This is a genomic window from Streptomyces sp. NL15-2K, assembly GCF_030551255.1.
Lineage (GTDB): Bacteria > Actinomycetota > Actinomycetes > Streptomycetales > Streptomycetaceae > Streptomyces.
Genome location: NZ_CP130630.1, coordinates 8,290,687 through 8,309,674, shown reverse-complemented (window position 1 = coordinate 8,309,674; position 18,988 = coordinate 8,290,687). Strand labels below are relative to the sequence as shown.

16 protein-coding genes and 2 pseudogenes are annotated in these 18,988 nt (G+C 70.7%); 6 read left to right on the top strand and 12 right to left on the bottom strand.

The window, feature by feature from the left end; genetic code table 11:
• Window positions 1-151: 151 nt before the first annotated feature.
• Window positions 152-709 carry a YceI family protein gene (locus tag Q4V64_RS37405; protein WP_124438988.1) on the top strand — a complete coding sequence of 186 codons (558 nt, stop codon included), beginning with the start codon at window positions 152-154 and terminating at the stop codon, window positions 707-709.
• A 41-nt stretch (window positions 710-750) separates the two neighbouring features.
• Here Q4V64_RS37405 and Q4V64_RS55475 read toward each other — a convergent pair.
• A pseudogene (locus Q4V64_RS55475) lies at window positions 751-972 on the bottom strand (YdeI/OmpD-associated family protein); the annotation flags it as partial.
• Window positions 973-1,588: 616 nt separating this feature from the next.
• Between Q4V64_RS55475 and Q4V64_RS37395 the strand changes: the two are divergent.
• The 3 genes from Q4V64_RS37395 to Q4V64_RS37385 all read left to right on the top strand — a co-directional run bounded on the left by Q4V64_RS37395 (window position 1,589) and on the right by Q4V64_RS37385 (window position 4,126).
• Window positions 1,589-2,791 (top strand): Cmx/CmrA family chloramphenicol efflux MFS transporter, encoded by a 1,203-nt coding sequence (locus Q4V64_RS37395; RefSeq protein WP_124438990.1) that lies wholly within the window; start codon window positions 1,589-1,591, stop codon window positions 2,789-2,791.
• A 119-nt stretch (window positions 2,792-2,910) separates the two neighbouring features.
• Window positions 2,911-3,141, top strand: a complete 231-nt coding sequence (locus Q4V64_RS37390; protein WP_124438991.1) for a hypothetical protein — start codon at window positions 2,911-2,913, stop codon at window positions 3,139-3,141.
• A gap of 199 nt (window positions 3,142-3,340) precedes the next feature.
• Complete coding sequence (locus tag Q4V64_RS37385; RefSeq protein ID WP_124438992.1) at window positions 3,341-4,126, top strand: serine protease; 786 nt, start codon at window positions 3,341-3,343, stop codon at window positions 4,124-4,126.
• A gap of 161 nt (window positions 4,127-4,287) precedes the next feature.
• Here the strand turns inward: Q4V64_RS37385 and Q4V64_RS37380 are convergent, their stop codons facing one another.
• The 6 genes from Q4V64_RS37380 to Q4V64_RS37355 all read right to left on the bottom strand — a co-directional run bounded on the left by Q4V64_RS37380 (window position 4,288) and on the right by Q4V64_RS37355 (window position 14,909).
• Window positions 4,288-5,664, bottom strand: a complete 1,377-nt coding sequence (locus Q4V64_RS37380; protein ID WP_124438993.1) for a hypothetical protein — start codon at window positions 5,662-5,664, stop codon at window positions 4,288-4,290.
• Between the two features lie 73 nt (window positions 5,665-5,737).
• Window positions 5,738-8,770 (bottom strand): glycoside hydrolase family 3 N-terminal domain-containing protein, encoded by a 3,033-nt coding sequence (locus tag Q4V64_RS37375; RefSeq protein ID WP_124438994.1) that lies wholly within the window; start codon window positions 8,768-8,770, stop codon window positions 5,738-5,740.
• Between the two features lie 101 nt (window positions 8,771-8,871).
• A complete protein-coding gene (gene cimA / locus Q4V64_RS37370; protein WP_124438995.1) occupies window positions 8,872-10,476 on the bottom strand; it encodes a citramalate synthase in 1,605 nt (534 codons plus the stop codon).
• A gap of 300 nt (window positions 10,477-10,776) precedes the next feature.
• Window positions 10,777-12,042, bottom strand: coding sequence for a PD40 domain-containing protein (locus Q4V64_RS37365; protein ID WP_124438997.1), 1,266 nt, complete (start codon window positions 12,040-12,042; stop codon window positions 10,777-10,779).
• A gap of 464 nt (window positions 12,043-12,506) precedes the next feature.
• Window positions 12,507-13,595 (bottom strand): branched-chain amino acid aminotransferase, encoded by a 1,089-nt coding sequence (locus Q4V64_RS37360; RefSeq protein WP_124438998.1) that lies wholly within the window; start codon window positions 13,593-13,595, stop codon window positions 12,507-12,509.
• A gap of 270 nt (window positions 13,596-13,865) precedes the next feature.
• Window positions 13,866-14,909, bottom strand: a complete 1,044-nt coding sequence (locus tag Q4V64_RS37355; protein ID WP_124438999.1) for a 3-isopropylmalate dehydrogenase — start codon at window positions 14,907-14,909, stop codon at window positions 13,866-13,868.
• Between the two features lie 142 nt (window positions 14,910-15,051).
• Between Q4V64_RS37355 and Q4V64_RS37350 the strand changes: the two genes are divergently transcribed.
• Window positions 15,052-16,617: a metallophosphoesterase family protein gene (locus tag Q4V64_RS37350; protein ID WP_124439000.1), complete on the top strand. Its 1,566-nt coding sequence runs from the start codon at window positions 15,052-15,054 to the stop codon at window positions 16,615-16,617.
• Window positions 16,618-16,686: 69 nt separating this feature from the next.
• Here Q4V64_RS37350 and Q4V64_RS37345 read toward each other — a convergent pair whose 3' ends face one another.
• The 3 genes and pseudogenes from Q4V64_RS37345 to Q4V64_RS37335 form a co-directional block, all read right to left on the bottom strand.
• On the bottom strand, window positions 16,687-16,818 hold the full coding sequence (locus Q4V64_RS37345; RefSeq protein WP_124439001.1) for a hypothetical protein: 132 nt from the start codon (window positions 16,816-16,818) through the stop codon (window positions 16,687-16,689).
• 204 nt (window positions 16,819-17,022) lie between these two features.
• Window positions 17,023-17,346 (bottom strand): annotated as a pseudogene (locus Q4V64_RS37340) (aminoglycoside 2'-N-acetyltransferase); the annotation flags it as partial.
• Window positions 17,347-17,793 (bottom strand): aminoglycoside 2'-N-acetyltransferase, encoded by a 447-nt coding sequence (locus Q4V64_RS37335; RefSeq protein ID WP_253266856.1) that lies wholly within the window; start codon window positions 17,791-17,793, stop codon window positions 17,347-17,349. It abuts the pseudogene before it with no gap.
• Between the two features lie 90 nt (window positions 17,794-17,883).
• Here Q4V64_RS37335 and Q4V64_RS37330 point away from each other — a divergent pair, with 90 nt between their 5' ends.
• Window positions 17,884-18,090, top strand: a complete 207-nt coding sequence (locus tag Q4V64_RS37330; RefSeq protein ID WP_124439002.1) for a DUF5988 family protein — start codon at window positions 17,884-17,886, stop codon at window positions 18,088-18,090.
• A 7-nt stretch (window positions 18,091-18,097) separates the two neighbouring features.
• Here Q4V64_RS37330 and Q4V64_RS37325 read toward each other — a convergent pair whose 3' ends face one another.
• Window positions 18,098-18,490 (bottom strand): alpha/beta hydrolase, encoded by a 393-nt coding sequence (locus Q4V64_RS37325; protein WP_303713883.1) that lies wholly within the window; start codon window positions 18,488-18,490, stop codon window positions 18,098-18,100.
• Between the two features lie 31 nt (window positions 18,491-18,521).
• Window positions 18,522-18,956, bottom strand: coding sequence for an alpha/beta fold hydrolase (locus tag Q4V64_RS37320; protein ID WP_303713881.1), 435 nt, complete (start codon window positions 18,954-18,956; stop codon window positions 18,522-18,524).
• Window positions 18,957-18,988 lie beyond the last annotated feature (32 nt).

Below are 18,988 nucleotides of genomic sequence, written 5' to 3'. Positions count from 1 at the left end.
AGATCCAATCGGCCCTCCGCACGGGCGCACGTCGTCTACACCGCGAACTCTCCGACACACTGCGCCCATGATGTTGAAACATGCACGGAATAGGTCTACCGTCGGCGTCGTTGACTAGTTCAACATTCAACATCATCGATGGGAGCAGGCCATGAGCACGAACCCCGACCTCACCGCACTGACCGGCGACTACACGATCGACCCCGCCCATTCCACGCTCGGCTTCGTCGCGCGCCACGCCATGGTCACCAACGTCAAGGGCAAGTTCCTCGACTTCAGCGGCTCGCTGCGTCTGGACGGCGCCGACCCGAGCGCGTCCACGGCCTCCATCGACGTCAAGATGGAGAGCATCGACACCGGGTCCCCGGACCGCGACGGTCACCTCAAGAGCGCGGACTTCTTCAAGACGGACGAGTTCCCGACCATGACCTTCCGCTCCACCAAGGCGGAGTCCCTGGGCGGCGACGACTACCGCATCACCGGCGACCTGAGCATCCTCGGCGTCACCAAGCCGATCATCATCGACCTCGAGTTCAACGGCGCCGCGAAGGACCCCTTCGGCAACGAGCGCGTCGGCTTCGAGGGCAAGGCCCAGATCCTGCGCTCGGAGTTCGGCCTGACGTGGAACGCGGCGCTGGAGACGGGCGGTGTCCTGATCTCCGACAAGATCAAGCTGAACTTCGACATCTCGGCGATCAAGAACGCGTGAGCCCGCGGCGGGATCGCCTTTCCCGCCGTTGCGGCAGCGTGTCATCCCCGCGTCAGTCTGGCGATGGCCGCCGCCAGTTGGGTCGCACGCTCGTCCGGGGTGCGGGCGCGCAGGAGGGGGAGCATGGTGAGGTACTGGTCCGTCCTGCCGAGGCTTTCGAAGGCCGCCCCGGCGCGCGGGTTCTGATCCAGCGCGGCGGCGAGGTCGTCGGGAATCGTGGCCTCCCGCTGCGACTCGTATGCCGCCGCGCAGCGACCGTCCGCTCCCCGGCTCCCGTTAGCGTCGCTGATGAGCTGAGGTTCCCTGGACGATCCTGGGTGATCCTGGATGCCGGGAAGTGGTCCGTCGTGCTGGGCGGGGTTTGGACGCCTGCCGTGGGACCGTGGGCCGTCGCCGCCGGGTGCGGTGCGGGTGCTCATCGTGTGCGGTACCTGCCGCCTGTGGCGCCGCCGGCTGCGGCGATTCGGAGGCTGCGGTATTCGCCCCGCCGGACGCTTTCCGCCCGGTGTGGACCCGGGCGGGGCGGGGACCCCGCGTCGCTTTCCTGGGCACGGGGCGGATTCTCAAGGAGACCGGAATCGTGACTGCTGCTCTCACCGGCCTCGCAGTGACACGCACGCTACCGAATGCACCATCACGCTCCCGCACCTCACGATAAACAGTTCACCGGAAAGTGCCACAAAAGGCTGATTGCACCACAGTGAACACCGCCCCGTGATACCCTGCCTCCGTGTCCAGCCCCGAAGCGTCCAGACTCCGGCCACCGGCTCTCCGGTGGCTGTTCGTGATGTCGGGCTGAGGTCGGGCTGACGCCGCCGCCGGACCGCCGGGTCGTCGTGTCGTGTACGACTTCTTCGACTTCGGGGTGCGGAGTTCTTCATGCCGTTCGCTTTGTTTCTGCTGGGCGTTGCCGTGTTCGCCCAGGGGACGTCCGAGTTCATGCTGTCCGGGCTGGTGCCGGACATCGCCCGGGACCTCCAGGTGTCCGTCCCTGCCGCGGGGGCGCTGACCTCCGCCTTTGCCGTGGGGATGGTGGTCGGGGCGCCCTTGATGGCGGGGCTTGCCCGGCGGTGGTCCCGGCGCGGGGCCTTGCTGGGGTTCCTCCTGGTCTTTCTCGGCGTTCATGTCGTCGGTGCGGTGACCGACAGTTTCGGGGTGCTGCTCGCCACGCGGGTCGTGGGGGCGCTCGCCAACGCCGGGTTCCTGGCGGTCGCCCTGGTGGCCGCCGTCGGGATGGTGGAGCCGGATGCCAAGGGGCGGGCCACGTCCATGCTGCTGGGCGGGGTCACGCTGGCGTGTGTCGTGGGGGTGCCCGCAGGGGCGCTGCTCGGGCAGTTCTGGGGCTGGCGTTCGGCGTTCTGGGCGGTGGCGGTCGTGTCCGTGCCCGCCGTGGTGGCGGTGGCGCGGTCGGTGCCGGGCGGGGCCGCCGAGTCGGTACGACCTTCGCTGCGGGGCGAGTTGCGGTCCCTGCGCAGCCCTCGGCTGCTGGTCACCCTGCTGCTCGGAGCGCTCGTGAACGGTGCCACCTTCTGCAGCTTCACCTACCTCGCGCCTCTCGCCACCAACGTCACGGGACTGGACGGCGGTTGGGTGCCGGTCGTCCTCGCGCTGTTCGGCTTCGGGGCGTTCGTCGGGGTCCGGGTCGGGGGACGGTACGCCGACCGGCGGCCCGTGCTGGTGGTGGGGGCGGGCGGCCTGGTGCTGTGCGCCGGATGGTCCGGTTTCGCGCTCGGCGCGGGAGAGCCGGTCGTGGCGCTCGGGCTCGTCCCCGTCCTCGGCGCCCTCTCCTTCGGCGTCGGATCCACCCTGATCTCCCAGGTCCTCTACGCGGCCCCCGGTGCTCCCACCCTGGCCGGCGGCTTCGCGACGGCTGCCTTCAATGTGGGCGCCGCGTTCGGACCCTGGCTCGGCGGTACGGCGATCGGCGCCGGGGGCGGCTACCGGTCGCCGCTGTGGGTCAGCGCGGGCCTGGTCGCCCTGTCCCTCGTCATGGCGAGCGGGGCGGCGGGCGTGCGGCGCACCCGTGCCCGGAAGAAAAGGGGCGCGGATCAGGGTCGTACTCCCGCATCATGGTCCGCATGACCGCCGCTTCCGCAACGCGCCCCGAATGGGTCACCGTCGTCGCGTACGAGAACACCCACGGCCGGCCGCATCCCCTCGCCGCCCTCCGCGCTTGACTGCGTGAACGGGGGATCGACTGGATGCCCTTCGCCGGGGACGACGTGCGCTTCGACCTGATGTGCGGGCCGGGTGCCGACGGTCGGTGGCGCGGGTCGATCGGCGTCCGCGTGGAAGCCGACGCGCTACGACGGCTGGGTCTGCATCCGAGCCAGCCGTCCTCCGTCGTCGACGGCCCCTCGCCACCGAAGTGGTGGCATGCCGCCGGGGAGCGGTACGCCGTCACCGGGAGTCGGCTACCGCGCCGGCCGTAGGGCAACCGGTCAGCGGTGGCCGAATCCCACCCCTTGTGCAAGCGCTTCCGGCATTCCCATAATCCAGCAGCAGATTTGTCCTGCCCATGCCAGCAAAGAGGCAATTCTTTATTGCCGCTATTGGCATGCGCACGCCATTTCTGTGCCCCGATGCACGACCGCACGGCCCCCAGGTCAACCCCCCACGGAAGGCATCACGTTGAAGAGACTCCTCACCGCCCTCAAGAGATGCGCGGCCGTCGGCGCCGCCGCCCTCGCGATCGCCAGTCTTCAGCCCGTCTCGGCCGCGACGGCGGCCCCCTCGCCCGTCGTCGGCGGAACCCGCGCCGCGCAGGGCGAGTTCCCGTTCATGGTCCGGCTCTCCATGGGCTGTGGCGGGGCGCTGTACACCCAGCAGATCGTGCTCACCGCCGCGCACTGCGTCAGCGGCACCGGTCGCAACACCAGTATCACCGCCACCGCCGGCGTCGTGGACCTGCAGTCCACCAGCGGCCGGGTCCAGGTCCGCTCCACGTACGTCTACCGGGCCCCCGGCTACAACGGCACCGGCAAGGACTGGGCGCTCATCAAGCTCGCCCAGCCGATCAACCTGCCGACGCTGAAGATCGCCACCACCACGCAGTACAACAACGGCGACTTCACCATCGCCGGCTGGGGAGACACCCGCGAGGGGGGTTCCAGCTCGCGCTACCTGCTCAAGGCGACCGTGCCGTTCGTCAGCGACGCCACCTGCCGCGCCTACGGCGGCCTCTACAGCGGCCTCGTCCCCGGCGAGGAGATCTGCGCCGGCTTCGACGCGGGCGGCGTCGACACCTGCCAGGGCGACTCCGGCGGCCCCATGTTCCGCAGGGACAACGCCGGCGCCTGGATCCAGGTCGGCATAGTCAGCTGGGGCGACGGCTGCGCCCGCCCCGACGCCCCCGGCGTCTACACGGAGGTCTCGACCTTCGCCTCCGCGATCGCCTCGGCGGCGGCCGGTCTCTGACCGACGCGCGCCCCAGCACTTCGTACGACGTCCCACGGGCCCGGCGCAGTTCCGCGCCGGGCCCGTGCCCGTGCCCGTTCCCGCCCTGCCTGCCTGTCTGCCTGCCCGCCCGCCCGCCTGCCTGCCTGCCTGCCTGCCTGCCCCGAGTCTGCTCCGGGCCGTCAGAATCCGCCGCCGAAGTCCCCGCCCCCGCCGAAGTCCCCACCGCCCCCGTAGTCCCCGCCGCCGAAGCCGCCGCTGAAGTCGTCGCTCTGGAAGTCCGCGCCGGAGACGTCGCCGCCCTCGTAGCCGGCGGCACCGAAGTCGCCGTAGCCGGAGCCGTAGTCGGCCGCGTAGGCCGGGCTGGCCATCATGCTGCCGAGCAGCGTGCCGATGAGCAGGCCGGGCAGGATGCCGCCGCCGAAGTAGCCGCCCGCCCAGGGCCCGTAGGCGGGTCCCGCCTCCCAGTACGGGCGGCGGCCCTGCTCGGTGTCGACCTCGCGCATCACCGGGTCGCGGCCGTCGGCCAGACGGGTCCGGTCGGCCGCGCAGACCGGGACCTCGCGGGGTTCGCCGCCGGGCGGCATCCAGGTCGCGTCGGCGACCGAGGGACCGTGGCGGGGGTCGAAGAAGCAGGGCGGGCGCCGATCGGGCAGCGGGCGGCCCTCGCGACGGGCGGCCAGCCGGGCGAGCGAGAAGCGGCCGTCGTCCAGGGCCTGCGTGACGGCCCGCACGTCCTCCGGCTTGCGGGCCTCGGCCATGAACTTCTTCGCCTTCTCGTACTGGTCCAGCCCCTGCTCGTAGTCCGCCCGCATGGCGTCGTCCGCGCCCGGTTCCCCCGGATGGAAGTCGAGGCGGTCGAGCTCCTCGCCGAAGGCGGTGATGTCCTCGTCGACGACGACCCGCAGCTTCTCCAGCGCGGCCCGCTGCTCCTCCTCGTGCCGGCGCCGGTTGCGCCGGACGATCGCGTACGCGCCCGTGCCGCCCGCCACGAGGACCGTGCCAGCGGTGATCAGCGCGGCGGTCGACACCCCGCTGCCGTCGTCGGAGGTGTCCCAGGAGGAGGGGGCAGAGCCGCCCATGTTGGTCAGGGCACGGTCGGTGAAGTCGTCGAGCTGGGTCCCCGCGTCGTCCTCACCCCGGACGCTGCTGACGAGGTTCTGCACGGCGGCCTGCGACAGGACCGCGGAGTCGGCCCGGGCGTCGAAGTCGTCGCCGAGGCGGATCGCGTACAGGCCGGTCACGCCGGTGGCGGTACGCAGGTCCGTGAACAGGTCCTGCTTCGGATAGTCGTCGGGCAGGACAGCGACGAAGAGGGGCTTGTCGGCGCCCTCGATCTGCTTGGCCAGGGCGTCCGCCTCGGACTCCGACACCTGGTCGGACGCGGCCGGATCGACGTAGACCGGGTCCTCACGCAGGGCCTCGGCGATCGTCGAGACGCTGGTGGCCGCTTCCGCGCGCGGGGCGCCCGCCATCAGGACGGCCATCGCCGTCAGGACGGCGAGCGCCAGCGCGGTCAGCAGTCCGGCAAAGTTTCGGGTCGATAGTGCGACCTTCATACTTAGAAGCTACCCGAAAGCCGACAAAAATGACCCATCAGGGCGAGCCGGAAAACGTGGGCGGAACCGGTGATCAAGCCGCCCGATAGGCCGCCGTCAGCTTCTCCACCGCCTCTCCGTACCGTCCCGTCAGCAGCAGATGGTCCGCGTCGGCGAAGGGCTTCGCGACCTCTGCCGTGATGGACTGGCCCACCTTCTGCTGGACGATCAGCCGCGCCTTGGTGACAAGCGCGCGACCCGCCGCCTGGGCGCCGGCCTTCTCCGCCGCTCTTGCCGCGATGCCGAGCGCCTTCAGCGTCGCCGGGCCGCCTTCCGGCGCCTTGGTCAGGGTCGTCAGGCCCCAGCCGTACGGGTACTGCGGGTCGTACGCCGTGTCACCGACGTTGATCGGCAGCTGCGCCTCGGACTTCGGCCAGGTCACGGGGAGCTGCCCGGTGAAGGGCCGCCTGCCGTAAAGGACGTCGGCCACACCGTCGCCCTCCGTGCCCGGCAGCCAGGAGGCGACCAGGGCGTCGATGCTCGCGAGCCGGTCGCCGACGAGCTGAGGACGCCCGGAGACGATCAGCACCGCGCACTTCATGGCGGCGCACACCTTGTCGACGGCCGTCTTGTCGGCGGGACTCAGCTCCAGGTCATGACCGTTGCCGACATCACCCATGCCCTCGGCGTACGGGGTCTCGCCGACGACGACCACCCCGACGTCGTGACCGCTGGTCGAAGCGGAGGCGTCCTTGGAGTAGGTGACGTCTCCCCCGGCGTTCCGCATCCCCTCCAGGATGGTCGTGCCGGGCGTGATGTCTCCGGACGAGCCCTGCCAGGTGACGGTCCAGCCGCCGGTCTGGTTGCCGATGTCGTCGGCGTTGGAGCCGGCGACGTAGACCTTCTGCGCCTTCTTCAGCGGCAGCACACCGCCCGCGTTCTTCAGCAGCACCTGCGACTCGGCGGCCGCCTGCCGGGCGACGGCCCGGTGTCCGGCGGAGCCGATCTCGGAGGCACCGCTGGTGTCGGCGTACGGCTTCTCGAACAGCCCGAGCCGGAACTTCTGCGTGAGGATGCGCGCGACGGCGTCGTCGATCCGCCGCTCACTGACCCGGCCGGCCTCGACCTCGTCGACCAGGGCGGCGTGGAAGTCCTTGTACGCGTACGGGACCATGATCATGTCCAGGCCCGCGTTGACCGACGTACGGACGTCGGAGGCGTAGTCGCCGGGAAGCTGGTCGATGGCGGCCCAGTCGCTGATGACGAAGCCGTCGAAGTCCATACGGCCCTTCAGCACGCCGTTGATCATGTCGGCGCGGGCGTGCATCTTCACCGGACCCTGGCCGTCGCCCGCGATGTCGAGCGAGGAGAAGGAGGGCATGACCGTGCCGACACCCCGGTCGACGGCCGTGGTGTACGGCGCCAGGTGGACGGCCTCCAGCTGCTGCCGGGTGACCTTGGTGACGCCCTGGTCGATGGTGTACGTGCCGGTGGTGGAGGAGCCGTACTCGGTGCCGCCGTCGCCGACGAAGTGCTTGGCGGTGGCGAGGACCTTGTCGGAGCGCTTCAAGTCTCGTCCGTCCGGGGCGCCTTGCAGGCCCTGGATCACGGTCTCCATGGCGTCCACGAGGGCCGGGTCCTCGCCGAAGGCCTCGTAGGCGCGGCCCCAGCGGTCGTCGCGGGTGACGCAGAGGCAGGGGGCGAAGTCCCAGGGGATGCCGGTGGCGCGGACCTCGGCGGCGGTCACCGCGGCTGTCCTGTAGGCGAGTTGGGGGTCCCTGGCCGCCCCGATCCCGATGTTGTGCGGCGTGATCGTGGCCCCGACCAGGTTGTTGTGGCCGTGCACCGCGTCGACGCCGTAGATCAGCGGGATCTGGAACCGCGTCGCCTGCGCCCGGAGTTGGAAGGCGTCGATCATCTTGGCCCAGGCTTCGGGGGTGTTGGGCGTCGGAGTGGAACCCCCGCCGGACAGCAGCGAACCGAGGTCGTACGCGGCGATGTCGCCCGCAGCCGTGATGGCGCCGCGCTCGGCCTGGGTCATCTGGCCGGCCTTCTCCGCCAGGGACATACGGGAGAGGAGGTCGGCGACGCGCTGCTTCACCGGCAACCTGCTGTTCAGATAGGGCAGTCCGTGCGCGTCGACGACGACCTGGGGGTTCTCGGCCGGGGCCTTGGCGCCGGTGACCGTGAGCTTCAGCGGGATCGTCTCGGCGGACTCGGCGGACCTGTCCTGGAGGGTGGGGAGGCGAAGCGTGCGGGAAGTGCCGGATGTGGTGCCCGCGGGGAAGGTGAGGGTGCCGCTGACCGGGGTGTAATCCTTGCCGGGGTCCGCGGTGCCGGTCGTGCTCGTCTCATAGGCGACGGTCACGGGTTCGTCGATCGGGGCGGAGCCGGTGGTGGCGACGGTGACCCGCACGGCCGCCGTCCCGCCCTCCTCGACCGGGTACACGGCCGCGTCGGTGGTGACGGAGGCGCGCAGCGACTGGTCGGCCCTGCCGTACAACTCGACGCCGTCCATGGCGAACTCGCCCTTGGCGCCGACGGGGAGAGTAATGGCGTAGCCCCACATCTCGGTGAGGCCGAGGACCTGGTCGATGCCGCCGACGGGCTGGTAGTCGGTGCGGTAGGTGAAGTCGGTGAAGGGGATCTCCACCTGCTTCCAGCCGGCGAAGTCGTCGGTGAAGGAGGTCGTCCACAGTTCGGAGGCCTCGCCGTTGGCGCCGCCGTCCCTGATCTCGAAGGCGATCTTCTTGCCGTTGTCCTGGCCGTCCCACCAGAAGCGGATGCCCTGGTGGGCGGACCAGTCGTGGGCGGGCTCGGCGGAGGCGAAGCCGTGGGTGAAGCCGCCGTAGCCGCTGATGTCGTAGGTGCCGGTGAGGACCTTGTCGCCCTCGGGGGCGTCCTCGCGGGTGGTCAGCTGAAGGGCGGGCGGGTCGTCGTTGTCGCTGCCCCAGGTGAAGATGCCTTCGGCGGGCGGGGCGGCGAAGGGGACCTCGCCCTCGAAGCGGTCGACGGGGACGGGGGCGGGGTCCTCGGCCACGCCGGCCCCCGCGGCGGATCCCGCGGAGGCCAGGGGCAGTAAGCCGGTCAGTAAGGCGGTGGAGAGGAGCAGGGCGGTTCTTCGCATGAACGTCCCTCCGGGCGGCTCGGGAATCGCACTGCGCTGGACCCACAACTCCACCGGCAGTCCCGGAAGCCGTCAAGATGACGTGTGCGGCGTCGGGTTGACTACTCCGCCGGCTCCACCCCTGCCCGCAGCAGCCCGTACGTGTAAGCGTCCTCCAGCGCCTGCCAGGACGCGGCGATGACGTTCTCGGCGACGCCGACCGTGGACCACTCCCCCGCCCCGTCGGACGTGGAGATCAGGACCCTCGTCGTGGACTGGGTGCCGTGCACGCCCTCCAGGATGCGGACCTTGTAGTCGACCAGGTCGAGCTTGGCGAGCTGCGGGTAGATCCTCTCCAGCGCCACCCTCAGCGCCCGGTCCAGGGCGTTGACCGGGCCGTTGCCCTCGGCCGTGGCGACGATGCGCTCGCTCTTGGCCCAGAGCTTGACCGTGGCCTCGTTGGCGTGGGTGCCGTCGGGGCGGTCCTCGACGATCGCGCGCCAGGACTCGACCTGGAAGTACTTCAGGGGCTTGCCCTCGACCTCCGCCCGGAGGAGGAGTTCGAAGGAGGCGTCCGCCGCCTCGTATGTGTAGCCCTTGAGCTCGCGCTCCTTCACCCGGTCGACCACCCGGCCGACCAGTTCGCGGTCGCCGCCCAGGTCGATGCCGAGTTCCTTGCCCTTGAGCTCGACCGACGCGCGGCCCGCCATGTCGGAGACCAGCATCCGCATGGTGTTGCCGACCAGTTCGGGGTCGATGTGCTGGTACAGGTCCGGGTCGATCTTGATGGCGGAGGCGTGCAGGCCGGCCTTGTGGGCGAAGGCGGAGACGCCGACGTAGGGCTGGTGGGTGGAGGGGGTGAGGTTCACGACCTCCGCGATCGCGTGCGAGATGCGGGTCATCTCGCGGAGCTTGCCGTCGGGGAGGACCTTCTTGCCGTACTTGAGTTCCAGGGCCGCCACCACCGGGAACAGGTTGGCGTTGCCGACCCGCTCGCCGTAGCCGTTGGCCGTGCACTGGACGTGGGTGGCGCCCGCGTCCACCGCGGCCAGCGTGTTGGCCACCGCGCAGCCCGTGTCGTCCTGGGCGTGGATGCCGAGCCGGGCGCCGGTGTCGGCGAGGACCGTGCCGACGACCGCCTGGACCTGGGCGGGGAGCATGCCGCCGTTGGTGTCGCAGAGGATGACGACGTCGGCGCCCGCCTCGGACGCGGCCCGTACGACGGCCTTGGCGTACTCCGGGTTCGCGCGGTAGCCGTCGAAGAAGTGCTCGCAGTCGACGAAGACGCGGCGGCCCTGCTCCTTCAGGAAGGACACCGTGTCGCGGACCATCTCGAGGTTCTCGTCCAGCGTGGTGCGCAGGGCGAGCTCGACGTGGCGGTCGTGGGACTTCGCCACCAGGGTGACCACCGGGGCGCCGGAGTCCAGAAGTGCCTTGACCTGCGGGTCCTGAGCCGCTTTCGCGCCCGCCCGGCGCGTGGCGCCGAAGGCGACCAGCTCGGCGTGCTGGAAGTCGATCTCCTGCTGGGCGCGGGCGAAGAACTCGGTGTCGCGCGGGTTGGCGCCGGGCCAGCCGCCCTCGATGAAGCCCACGCCGAACTCGTCCAGGTGCCGCGCGATGGCGAGCTTGTCGGCGACGGTGAGGTTGATGCCCTCACGCTGGGCGCCGTCGCGCAGGGTGGTGTCGAAGACGTGGAACGAATCGTCGAGCTCGCTGGTTTCGGTCATGGTCTGAAGGCTCCTGTGTCGGATCTCGGTCTTTACCGGAATGACCGGCTCCACCGTCCCCACATGGTCCCTCGCGCTCTCGCCTCCGGCTGCGGGTGGGCCAGAAAAGCGAAAAACCCCTCGCGGGTGCGAGAGGTCTGCGCGCGGGTCGAGGACGACGGTGTCCGCCCGTACCTGGTCGTACGTGGCGGTCACTGCGGACCGGCGCGCCTGCTGCCAATAATCGTGGCGAACGAGAGCACGGAGGCAGTCTGGCACAGCCCCCGCGCCTCGCTCACGATTGTCTCAGGATGCGGTCGGTCACCTGAGGTGACGGATGTACACGTGCGTGGTGTCGTCGGTGTCGCCGGGCACGAGGTCGGTGGCCCAGCTGCTGAAGGCGACCGTGCGGCCGTGCCGGTCGATCACGGGGAACCAGACCGAGGAGGCGCTCGGGCCGCCCTGGGTGTTGGGGTTGGCCAGAACCGTGCGCCCGGTCCGCAGATCGCGCACGTACCCACGCGTGGTGTGGTTCGGGTCGCCCGGGTCGGAGGAGACGAAGGCGAGGTGCCGGCCGTCGGCGCTGAGCGACGGGTGGGCGGTGTGGGCGGACGGGTCGGCGGCGTCGATGCGGCGCAGTTCCCCCGTCTTCAGGTCGCGGATGAAGACGTTGTGCGAGCCGTTGGTGTCGCCCGGCGTCAACTGCGAGTCCAGCGAGTTGAAGACCGCGTACCGGCCGTCGGCGCTGACCTGCGGGAACTCGGTCTGCCCGTCGGACACCTTGCCGTCCGGCGCCTTGTCGACCTGGAACAGTTCACCGCTCGGCACGTCACGGACGTAGGCGTCGCTCCAGTCGCCCCGGCTGGGGTGCGGAACGAAGAACTGGTAGCCGACCCGGCTGCCGTCCGCGCTGATGGACGGGCGGGTGACGGCGGCCTTCCAGGCGCCCTCGCCGGGTACCTGGCTGATCCGGACGGCCTCGCCGGTCTTGCGGTCGACGCGGTAGACCCGGTTCCAGCCGTCCCCCGACGGCGCGTCGCCGGTGCGCCCGGCGATGAAGGCGACATAGCGGCCGTCGGCGCTGAGGGCGGGGCTGCCGGCGGCGCTGTAGCCCTTGTCCACGGCGTCGTCGAGCCGCTGGAGGGCGCCGGTCTTCAGGTCCTTGACCCAGACATGGGTGTCGTCGGTGTTGTCGGTGCGGGTGGAGCTGAACGCCAGATACCGGCCGTTGGCACTCAGTGAGACGTCCAGGACGGTGCGGTCCCCCGGGCCGCCGTCCTCGGCGGTGCTCGCCAGGCGGGTGGTGCCGGTCTTCAGGTCGCGGACGAAGGCGTCGGTGAGACCGTTGGTGTCGCCCGCGACGAGGTTGTCGGCGTCGGAGACGAAGGCCAGATAACGGCCGTCCGCGCTCAGGCTCTGCCCGTTGGAGACGCCGTTGCCGTCCGTCCCGTCCGGTGCCACGCTCGCCTTCTCGGTGCGCGGCGCCGGCGCCGGTGCGGCGGCCGCGGGCAGCGCGGCGACGCCCCCGAGTGCGACGGCCAAGGCCGCGCCGAGCGCGACGGCCGAGCCTCTCGTGGTGCTGGTCATGTACTTCCCCCTGTTTCCCCGTGAGCGCTTCTCCCCCGGCCCCGCGCAGGCCCTGCCGTCAAGCTCCCGTCGTCCGCCCGAAGGGCGGGCCTCGCGGCGTCTGGTGCGTGCGATCGCAAGGCGCCGGAGCCGCCCTCGATGGGGGTCCCCCCGCGCGAGGTTGTTCGAGCGTGGGGGAGGAGCCACGTGGGCGGTTCGGCAACGCGGCGAGCGTGCGTGCCAGACGCCGCGAGGCAGGCGGGAGCTTGACGGCAGGGCCTAGGGCTCGCCAAAGGCAAACGCATCACCCACCACAGGGTCAATCACCCGAATTGAGTACAACCCGGGCACCGGCTCAAGCGTCCGCGAGAGGACCTGGTCGAGGAACTCCCGTACGTGGCCGAAAACTTGCGCCCGGTCGCTCGTGCGCGACAGGGCCGCCACGGACACGAAGTCCGAGGCGGCCCTGAGCAGCACGGTCGAAACTAGCCCAGCTTGTGCATCCAGCCGTGCTTGTCCTGAGTGACACCCCGCTGGATGCCGAGCAGCGCCTCGCGCAGACGCAGGGTGACCGGGCCGGGGGTGCCGTCGCCGTGGGTCCAGGCGGCGTCCTTGGTCTTGGCGTGGCCGATGGGCGTGACCACGGCCGCCGTGCCGCAGGCGAAGACCTCGGTCAGGGCGCCGGAGGCGGCGTCCTCGCGCCACTGCTGGAGGGTGACGACGCCCTCCTCGGCGGTGTAGCCGAGGTCGCGGGCGACCTGGAGGAGGGAGTCGCGGGTGATGCCCTCCAGGATCGAGCCGGTGAGGGCCGGCGTGACGATCCGGTCGCCGTAGACGAAGGCGATGTTCATGCTGCCGCTCTCCTCGACCTTGGTGCGGGTCACCGCGTCGAGGTAGACGACCTGGTCGCAGCCGTTCTTGGCGGCCTCGGCCTGCGGCAGCAGGGAGGCCGCGTAGTTGCCGCCCGTCTTGGCGTCGCCGGTGCCGCCGGGGACGGCACGGACGTAGTCCTCGGAGACCCAGATGGTGACCGGCTTGACGCCGCCGGCGAAGTACGCGCCCGAGGGGGAGGCGATCAGCATGAACAGGTACTCGTTCGCCGGGTGCACCCCGAGCGCGGCCTCCGTCGCGAACATGAACGGGCGCAGGTAGAGGGACTCCTCGCCGCCGTGCGGCGGGACCCAGGCGGCGTCCTGGGCGAGCAGCGCGTCCAGGGCCGCGATGAACAGCTCCTCGGGCAGCTCGGCCATCGCCATGCGGCGGGCGGAGTTGCGGAAGCGGCGGGCGTTGGCCTCGGGACGGAAGACGGCGACCGAGCCGTCGGCCTGGCGGTAGGCCTTGAGGCCCTCGAAGATCTCCTGGCCGTAGTGGAGGACGTGGGTGGAGGGGTCGAGGGAGATCGGCCCGTACGGGACGAGCTGTGCCTCGTGCCAGCCGCGGCCCTCGGTCCACTTGATGGTCACCATGTGGTCGGTGAAGTGGCGGCCGAACCCGGGGTTGGCCAGGATCGCCTCGCGCTCGGCGGCGGAGAGCGGGCTGGCGGAGGGCTTGAGCTCGATCGTGGGCGTCGTCATGAGTGGGTGTCCTTCACCGGTTGTTGAGTGACGGGCCGCGCTCACGCCCGTACGGCCAGTGGCCAGTGCTAGGACGTCCGAGCATTCCCTCAATCCGCGGCTCCGCGTTCGATTATCGCGCGGGGGTGACGGTGGAAGGAATCGGGGTGAAGGCGACCCAGGGATCGATGGTGGCACCCGGCGGGGACATGGGGAAGCCGCCGGGTGCGGATGCGACCCGGCGGCTTCGACAAGAATCTCGCGAAAGAGAGATCGAGTGGCGCGGCGGGGTCAGCCGGCTACTCGTACGGCGAGCGCGTCGCCGATTTCCGCGGTGGAGCGGGCGGGCTTGCCGGTGCGCTCCGCGAGGTCGGCGGAGACGGCGTCCTCGATGCGGGTGGCCTGGGCGTCGTAGCCGAGGTGGCGCAGGAGGAGGGCGACGGACAGGACCGTGGCGGTGGGGTCGGCCTTGCCCTGGCCGGCGATGTCCGGGGCCGAGCCGTGCACGGGCTCGAACATCGAGGGGAACTCGCCGGAGGGGTTGATGTTCCCGCTCGCGGCGACGCCGATGCCGCCGGAGACGGCCGCGGCGAGGTCGGTGATGATGTCGCCGAAGAGGTTGTCGGTGACGATCACGTCGAAGCGCTCGGGCTGCGTGACCAGGTAGATGGTCGCCGCGTCCACGTGCATGTACTCGGTGGTGACGTCGGGGAACTCCGCGGCCACCTTGTTGAAGATGTTGGTCCACAGGTGACCCGCGAAGGTCAGCACGTTGTTCTTGTGGATCAGCGCCAGCTTCTTGCGCGGGCGGGCCTGGGCACGGGCGAAGGCGTCGCGGACCACGCGCTCCACACCGAAGGCCGTGTTGACGGAGACCTCGGTGGCGACCTCGTGCTCGGTGCCCTTGCGGATCGTGCCGCCGTTGCCGGTGTACGGGCCCTCGGTGCCCTCGCGGACGACGACGAAGTCGATCTGCGGCTCGCCCGCGAGCGGGGTGGCGACACCCGGCAGGAGCTTCGAGGGCCGCAGGTTGACGTGGTGGTCGAAGGCGAAGCGGAGCTTGAGCAGGAAGCCGCGCTCCAGGACGCCGGAGGGGACGCTCGGGTCACCGATGGCGCCGAGCAGGATGGCGTCGTGCTTCTTCAGGGCGTCGAGGTCGGCGTCGGTGAGGGTCTCACCGGTGGCGTGGTAACGCTGGGCGCCGAAGTCGTAGTCCTTGGTCTCCAGCTTCACATCCTGCGGAAGGACGGCGGAGAGGACCTTCAGGCCTTCGGCCACGACCTCCTGGCCGATGCCGTCACCGGGGATCACTGCGAGATTGATGCTGCGAGACATGTCGGCACCGTACTCCTTGTCCCATGGAATGACACGCGGTGTCCGCGATACGGACACCCGCGCGGGGGACGGCGTCAGTCCGTCAGCTCGCGTTCACCCGTACGTAGAGCGGGTGTTGGGCTGCGCTGGGAAGTTCACCCGCATGGAGACACCCGACTGCGGCATTCCGCATCAGCTCGCGCGCCGGATGAGCATGGCCGAGCAGTACGAGTACCTGCGCACCAAGCTGTCCCGGCGCCGCACGCTGGTGACGGCGGGCGCGGTGGCGGGCGGGCTGCTGACGGGCTGTTCGGGCAGCGGATCGCCGAGCACGACGCCGAGTACGGCCACGAGCCCCTCCGCGTCCCGGGTGCACGGTTCCGTCGTCGCCCCCTTCGGCCGGCATCTCGCCTTCGGCGCCGACCCGAAGACACAGATGCGGATCTCCTGGCAGGTGCCGCTCGCGGTGCGGCGGCCGTACCTCCGCGTGGGCCTGCGGCCCGACGACCTGAGCCGGAGCATCGAGGCCGAGGTGCGCGACCTGCACACGCCGGGGGTGACGGGGGTGCGGCCGGCACTCGACCAGTACTACCTGCACGCGGCCCTGGACGGACTGCGGCCGGGCACGACGTACTACTACGGCGTCGGCCACGACGGCTTCGACCCGGCCTCGCCGCAGCGGCGTGCGACGATCGGCTCGTTCCGTACGGCACCGGCGGCCCCCGAGCGGTTCGTGTTCACCGCCTTCGGTGACCAGGGGGTGAGCCGGGCGGCGGCCGCCAACGACCACGTCCTGCTGCGCCGGGACCCGGCCTTCCACCTCCACGCGGGCGACATCTGCTACGCCGACGTCAACGGCAAGGGCGAGAAGTCGGACGGCTACGACCCCGCCTTCTGGGACCTGTTCCTCAAGCAGAACGAGCCGGTGACGAGGTCGGTCCCGTGGATGGTGACGACCGGCAACCACGACATGGAGGCCTGGTACTCGCCGGAGGGCTACGGCGGGCAGCGGGCCCGCTGGTCCCTCCCGGACAACGGCTTCGACCCGCGCACGGCACCGGGCGTGTACGCGTTCACCTACGGCAACGTCGGCTTCGTCGCCCTGGACGCGAACGACGTCTCGTACGAGATCCCCGCCAACTTCGGCTACACGGACGGGAAGCAGACGGCGTGGCTGGACCGGAAGCTGGGTGAGCTGCGGGCGGCGAAGGACATCGACTTCATCGTCGTCTTCTTCCACCACTGCGCCTACTCGACCTCCACGCACGCCTCCGACGGGGGCGTACGCGCTCAGTGGCTGCCGCTGTTCGCCCGGCACCAGGTGGACCTGGTGATCAACGGGCACAACCACGTCTACGAGCGCACCGACGCCATCAAGAACGACGAGGTCGGCAGGCCGGTCCCGATCGGCGCCGCGACCGACCCGACTCGCGACGGGATCGTGTACGTCACGGCGGGCGGCGGCGGCAAGGACCTGTACGGCTTCCCCTCGGGCGTGAAGGAGAGCTACGAGGGGCACGTCACCGGCCGCGAGTCCGTCGAGACCTTCCAGTGGACGAAGTCGAAGCAGTCCAGGAAGGAGACCGTGGAGTGGTCGCGGGTGCGCTACCGGGGCTTCTCCTTCCTCTCGGTGGAGGCGGAGAGCGGGTCGGCCCCGAAGCTGAAGGTGTCGGCGCTCGCGTCGAGCGGTGAGCGCATCGACCATTTCGAGGTGCGGCGCGGAGCTTGAGGTCTCGCGCCGCACCTCGTTCGGGTGCGGCTCCCGGCTAATGGGTCACTGCCGGCTCACCGCCGCTGCTCAGTGGCCGGTCTCGCCGCCGTTGTCCCGGCGGTCGAGGGCGCGCTGGAGGGCGGCTGCGGCGTTCTTGCGGTCGGACTCGGTCGTACGGGAGAGGTGACGGACTCGACGGCGGACGGTCGTCTCGGCCATGGAAAATCGACTCCTTCTGGAAAAGGGGTTACGAGACGCCGGAAGGGGCGGGGAGCGGTGCCGCAGGGGTTGCCTGCACGGGGCCCGGCTCACGACCGCCATTCGCTTGGTCGAGCGAGACGTTCGGCTCCTACAAAGCTAAGCGAGGAACGCGCTCCTGTCTCCACAATTACTCGGACTTCCTACTATCTGAGACGGTGCAGGTCAGAGCACATCCCCGTCCCGCCAGTCGAAGACCAGCTCGTACGCCGGATCGAGCGGACCGGCGAGCGCGGGGCGGACGTACGTGCTGTCCTCCTCTTCCGGCAGATGGACGATCCCGTCGGGCCCGAGGGCGCAGACCCGGCCGGACCACAGCTGCCAGCCGCGAGCGGCGTACAGACGGGCGCCCTCGTCGCTCGCGGAGAGCGCGCCGAGGTCGTAGGCCCGCTCGACGATCCGCTCCAGTTCGCCCATCACCCGGCCGGCGAGTCCGGTGCGGCGCACGTCCGGTCGTACGGCCACGGCCTCGACGTATCCGACCCGCAGTTAGGGCCTGTCCGGCGGATCATGCCGCAGACGCGGGGCCTGGCACGCCCATCTGCCGCGTTGTCGTCGGTCGCCGACTCCCCCACTCTCGGCTTCGCTCGAGCGGGGGGACCCCCATCGCGTCGACTCCCTCCTCCGCCTTGCAGCTGGACGCACCAGACCCCGCTCACCGGCGCCTACCAGCCGCCGCCGATTTCCTGCGACCTGATCCGCCGGACAGGCCCCGCGCCCCCGGTACCGCACCCGGCGCATCACCACCGAGCCGTGGGCGGCGAGTCCGTGCCGGTCGTGGATCAGGGCGTGCATGCCGCCGAGGCCGTGGTCGAAGTCCTCGTCGGTGAAGTCGCCGTCGAAGGCGGTGTCCAGGAGGGCGCGGACGGCTTGCAGTTCGGCCCGGGTGAGGTCGGCGGTGTGGGCGGTGCGCAGGGTTCCGGTGGGGCTCGTCATCGGGCCAGTATCGGTACGCGACTCGCCCACCCGACTGATCCTCCGCGCGGCTTGCGACATCGGGTTGCCGGTAAAGGGAACCCTGACGTCATGAACGACAAGGCCAAAGCACTTCTCGAAGGCGGCCCGGAAGACCTCCCCGAACGGATCGTCCCGACCCCGCCCCCGGGAACGGACGTGAAGATCAAGCTCCGAGGTGGCTACGAGCACTTCAGGGCGACCGAGCGCGCCGCGGACACCCCGGAGGGCCGGCTGCCCGTGTACGAGTGGTGGGAGCGGACGGAGATCGCCGAGTAGCGGCGGCTCACCGCAGAGCGGCCGTCACCGCCGCCCGGAAGCCCTTCGGGTCCTCGACCCACGGCAGGTGCCCGGCCTCCGGCAGGATCACCCGCCGTACGCGCGGCAGGGCCCGCTCCAGCGAGTCGATCGCCGAGCGCGGGCGGATGTCCCGCTCACCGTCGACGATGAGCACGGGCAGGTCGAGGGCCTGGCAGGCGGCGTACAGCTCGGGTGTGCCCCACAGCCGTCTGCGTTCGGCGTTCAGCGCCTTGTTGCATTCGTGGTTGATCCCGAACCAGGGCTCGGCCATGCGCCCGGCGTGCTCCAGTGCTCGTTCGCGGTCCTCGAACTCGATGGACCACTGGAGGATCGCGCGCTCCCGGTCCTCCTCCTCATCGAGCTGCGGATGGTCCGTCAACTCCCGCCAGCGGGAGAGCCGATGGCGGTCCTCACCGAGCCGGTCGCGGAAGTTGGTCTTGAAGGCGGGATGCCAGTCGGCGTCCGGTGCCCGTGCCGCTCACGTAGACCAGCGCGTCGACCCGCTCCGGATGGGCCAGCGCATGGCTCAACGCCAGCTGCGCGCCCCAGGAATGGCCGAGCAGCACCATCCGATCCAGCCCGAAGTGCCGTCGTACGGCGTCCAGATCCGCCACGAACCGGTCGCTGGTCCACGGCCCCGCGCACGGCTGTGAGCGCCCGCAGCCGCGCTGGTCACAGCGGACCACCATGGCGTCGTCTTCGAGCATCGCGGCCACGTCCTCGAACATGTCCCACAGTCCGGGCCCGCCGTGGCACAGCACCAGCGGGGTGCCGCCCTCCCTGCCCGACCGGCTCGCCCACAGCCGTACGCCGTCGTCGGTGGTGATGGTCGTGGTCGTGGTCATAGGAGCAGTCTGCCGTGACGGACGCGCGAACG

Excerpts from the sequence above, each read along its gene's own strand:
- Q4V64_RS37350 (WP_124439000.1), top strand. The coding sequence starts at position 15,052 with ATGGAGACACCCGACTGCGGCATTCCGCATCAGCTCGCGCGCCGGATG.
- Q4V64_RS37380 (WP_124438993.1), bottom strand. The coding sequence starts at position 5,664 with ATGAAGGTCGCACTATCGACCCGAAACTTTGCCGGACTGCTGACCGCG.
- Q4V64_RS37320 (WP_303713881.1), bottom strand. The coding sequence starts at position 18,956 with ATGACCACGACCACGACCATCACCACCGACGACGGCGTACGGCTGTGG.
- Q4V64_RS37375 (WP_124438994.1), bottom strand. The coding sequence starts at position 8,770 with ATGCGAAGAACCGCCCTGCTCCTCTCCACCGCCTTACTGACCGGCTTA.
- Q4V64_RS37335 (WP_253266856.1), bottom strand. The coding sequence starts at position 17,793 with ATGACGAGCCCCACCGGAACCCTGCGCACCGCCCACACCGCCGACCTC.
- Q4V64_RS37365 (WP_124438997.1), bottom strand. The coding sequence starts at position 12,042 with ATGACCAGCACCACGAGAGGCTCGGCCGTCGCGCTCGGCGCGGCCTTG.
- Q4V64_RS37330 (WP_124439002.1), top strand. The coding sequence starts at position 17,884 with ATGAACGACAAGGCCAAAGCACTTCTCGAAGGCGGCCCGGAAGACCTC.
- cimA (WP_124438995.1), bottom strand. The coding sequence starts at position 10,476 with ATGACCGAAACCAGCGAGCTCGACGATTCGTTCCACGTCTTCGACACC.
- Q4V64_RS37355 (WP_124438999.1), bottom strand. The coding sequence starts at position 14,909 with ATGTCTCGCAGCATCAATCTCGCAGTGATCCCCGGTGACGGCATCGGC.
- Q4V64_RS37395 (WP_124438990.1), top strand. The coding sequence starts at position 1,589 with ATGCCGTTCGCTTTGTTTCTGCTGGGCGTTGCCGTGTTCGCCCAGGGG.
- Q4V64_RS37390 (WP_124438991.1), top strand. The coding sequence starts at position 2,911 with ATGCCCTTCGCCGGGGACGACGTGCGCTTCGACCTGATGTGCGGGCCG.
- Q4V64_RS37360 (WP_124438998.1), bottom strand. The coding sequence starts at position 13,595 with ATGACGACGCCCACGATCGAGCTCAAGCCCTCCGCCAGCCCGCTCTCC.
- Q4V64_RS37405 (WP_124438988.1), top strand. The coding sequence starts at position 152 with ATGAGCACGAACCCCGACCTCACCGCACTGACCGGCGACTACACGATC.
- Q4V64_RS37345 (WP_124439001.1), bottom strand. The coding sequence starts at position 16,818 with ATGGCCGAGACGACCGTCCGCCGTCGAGTCCGTCACCTCTCCCGTACG.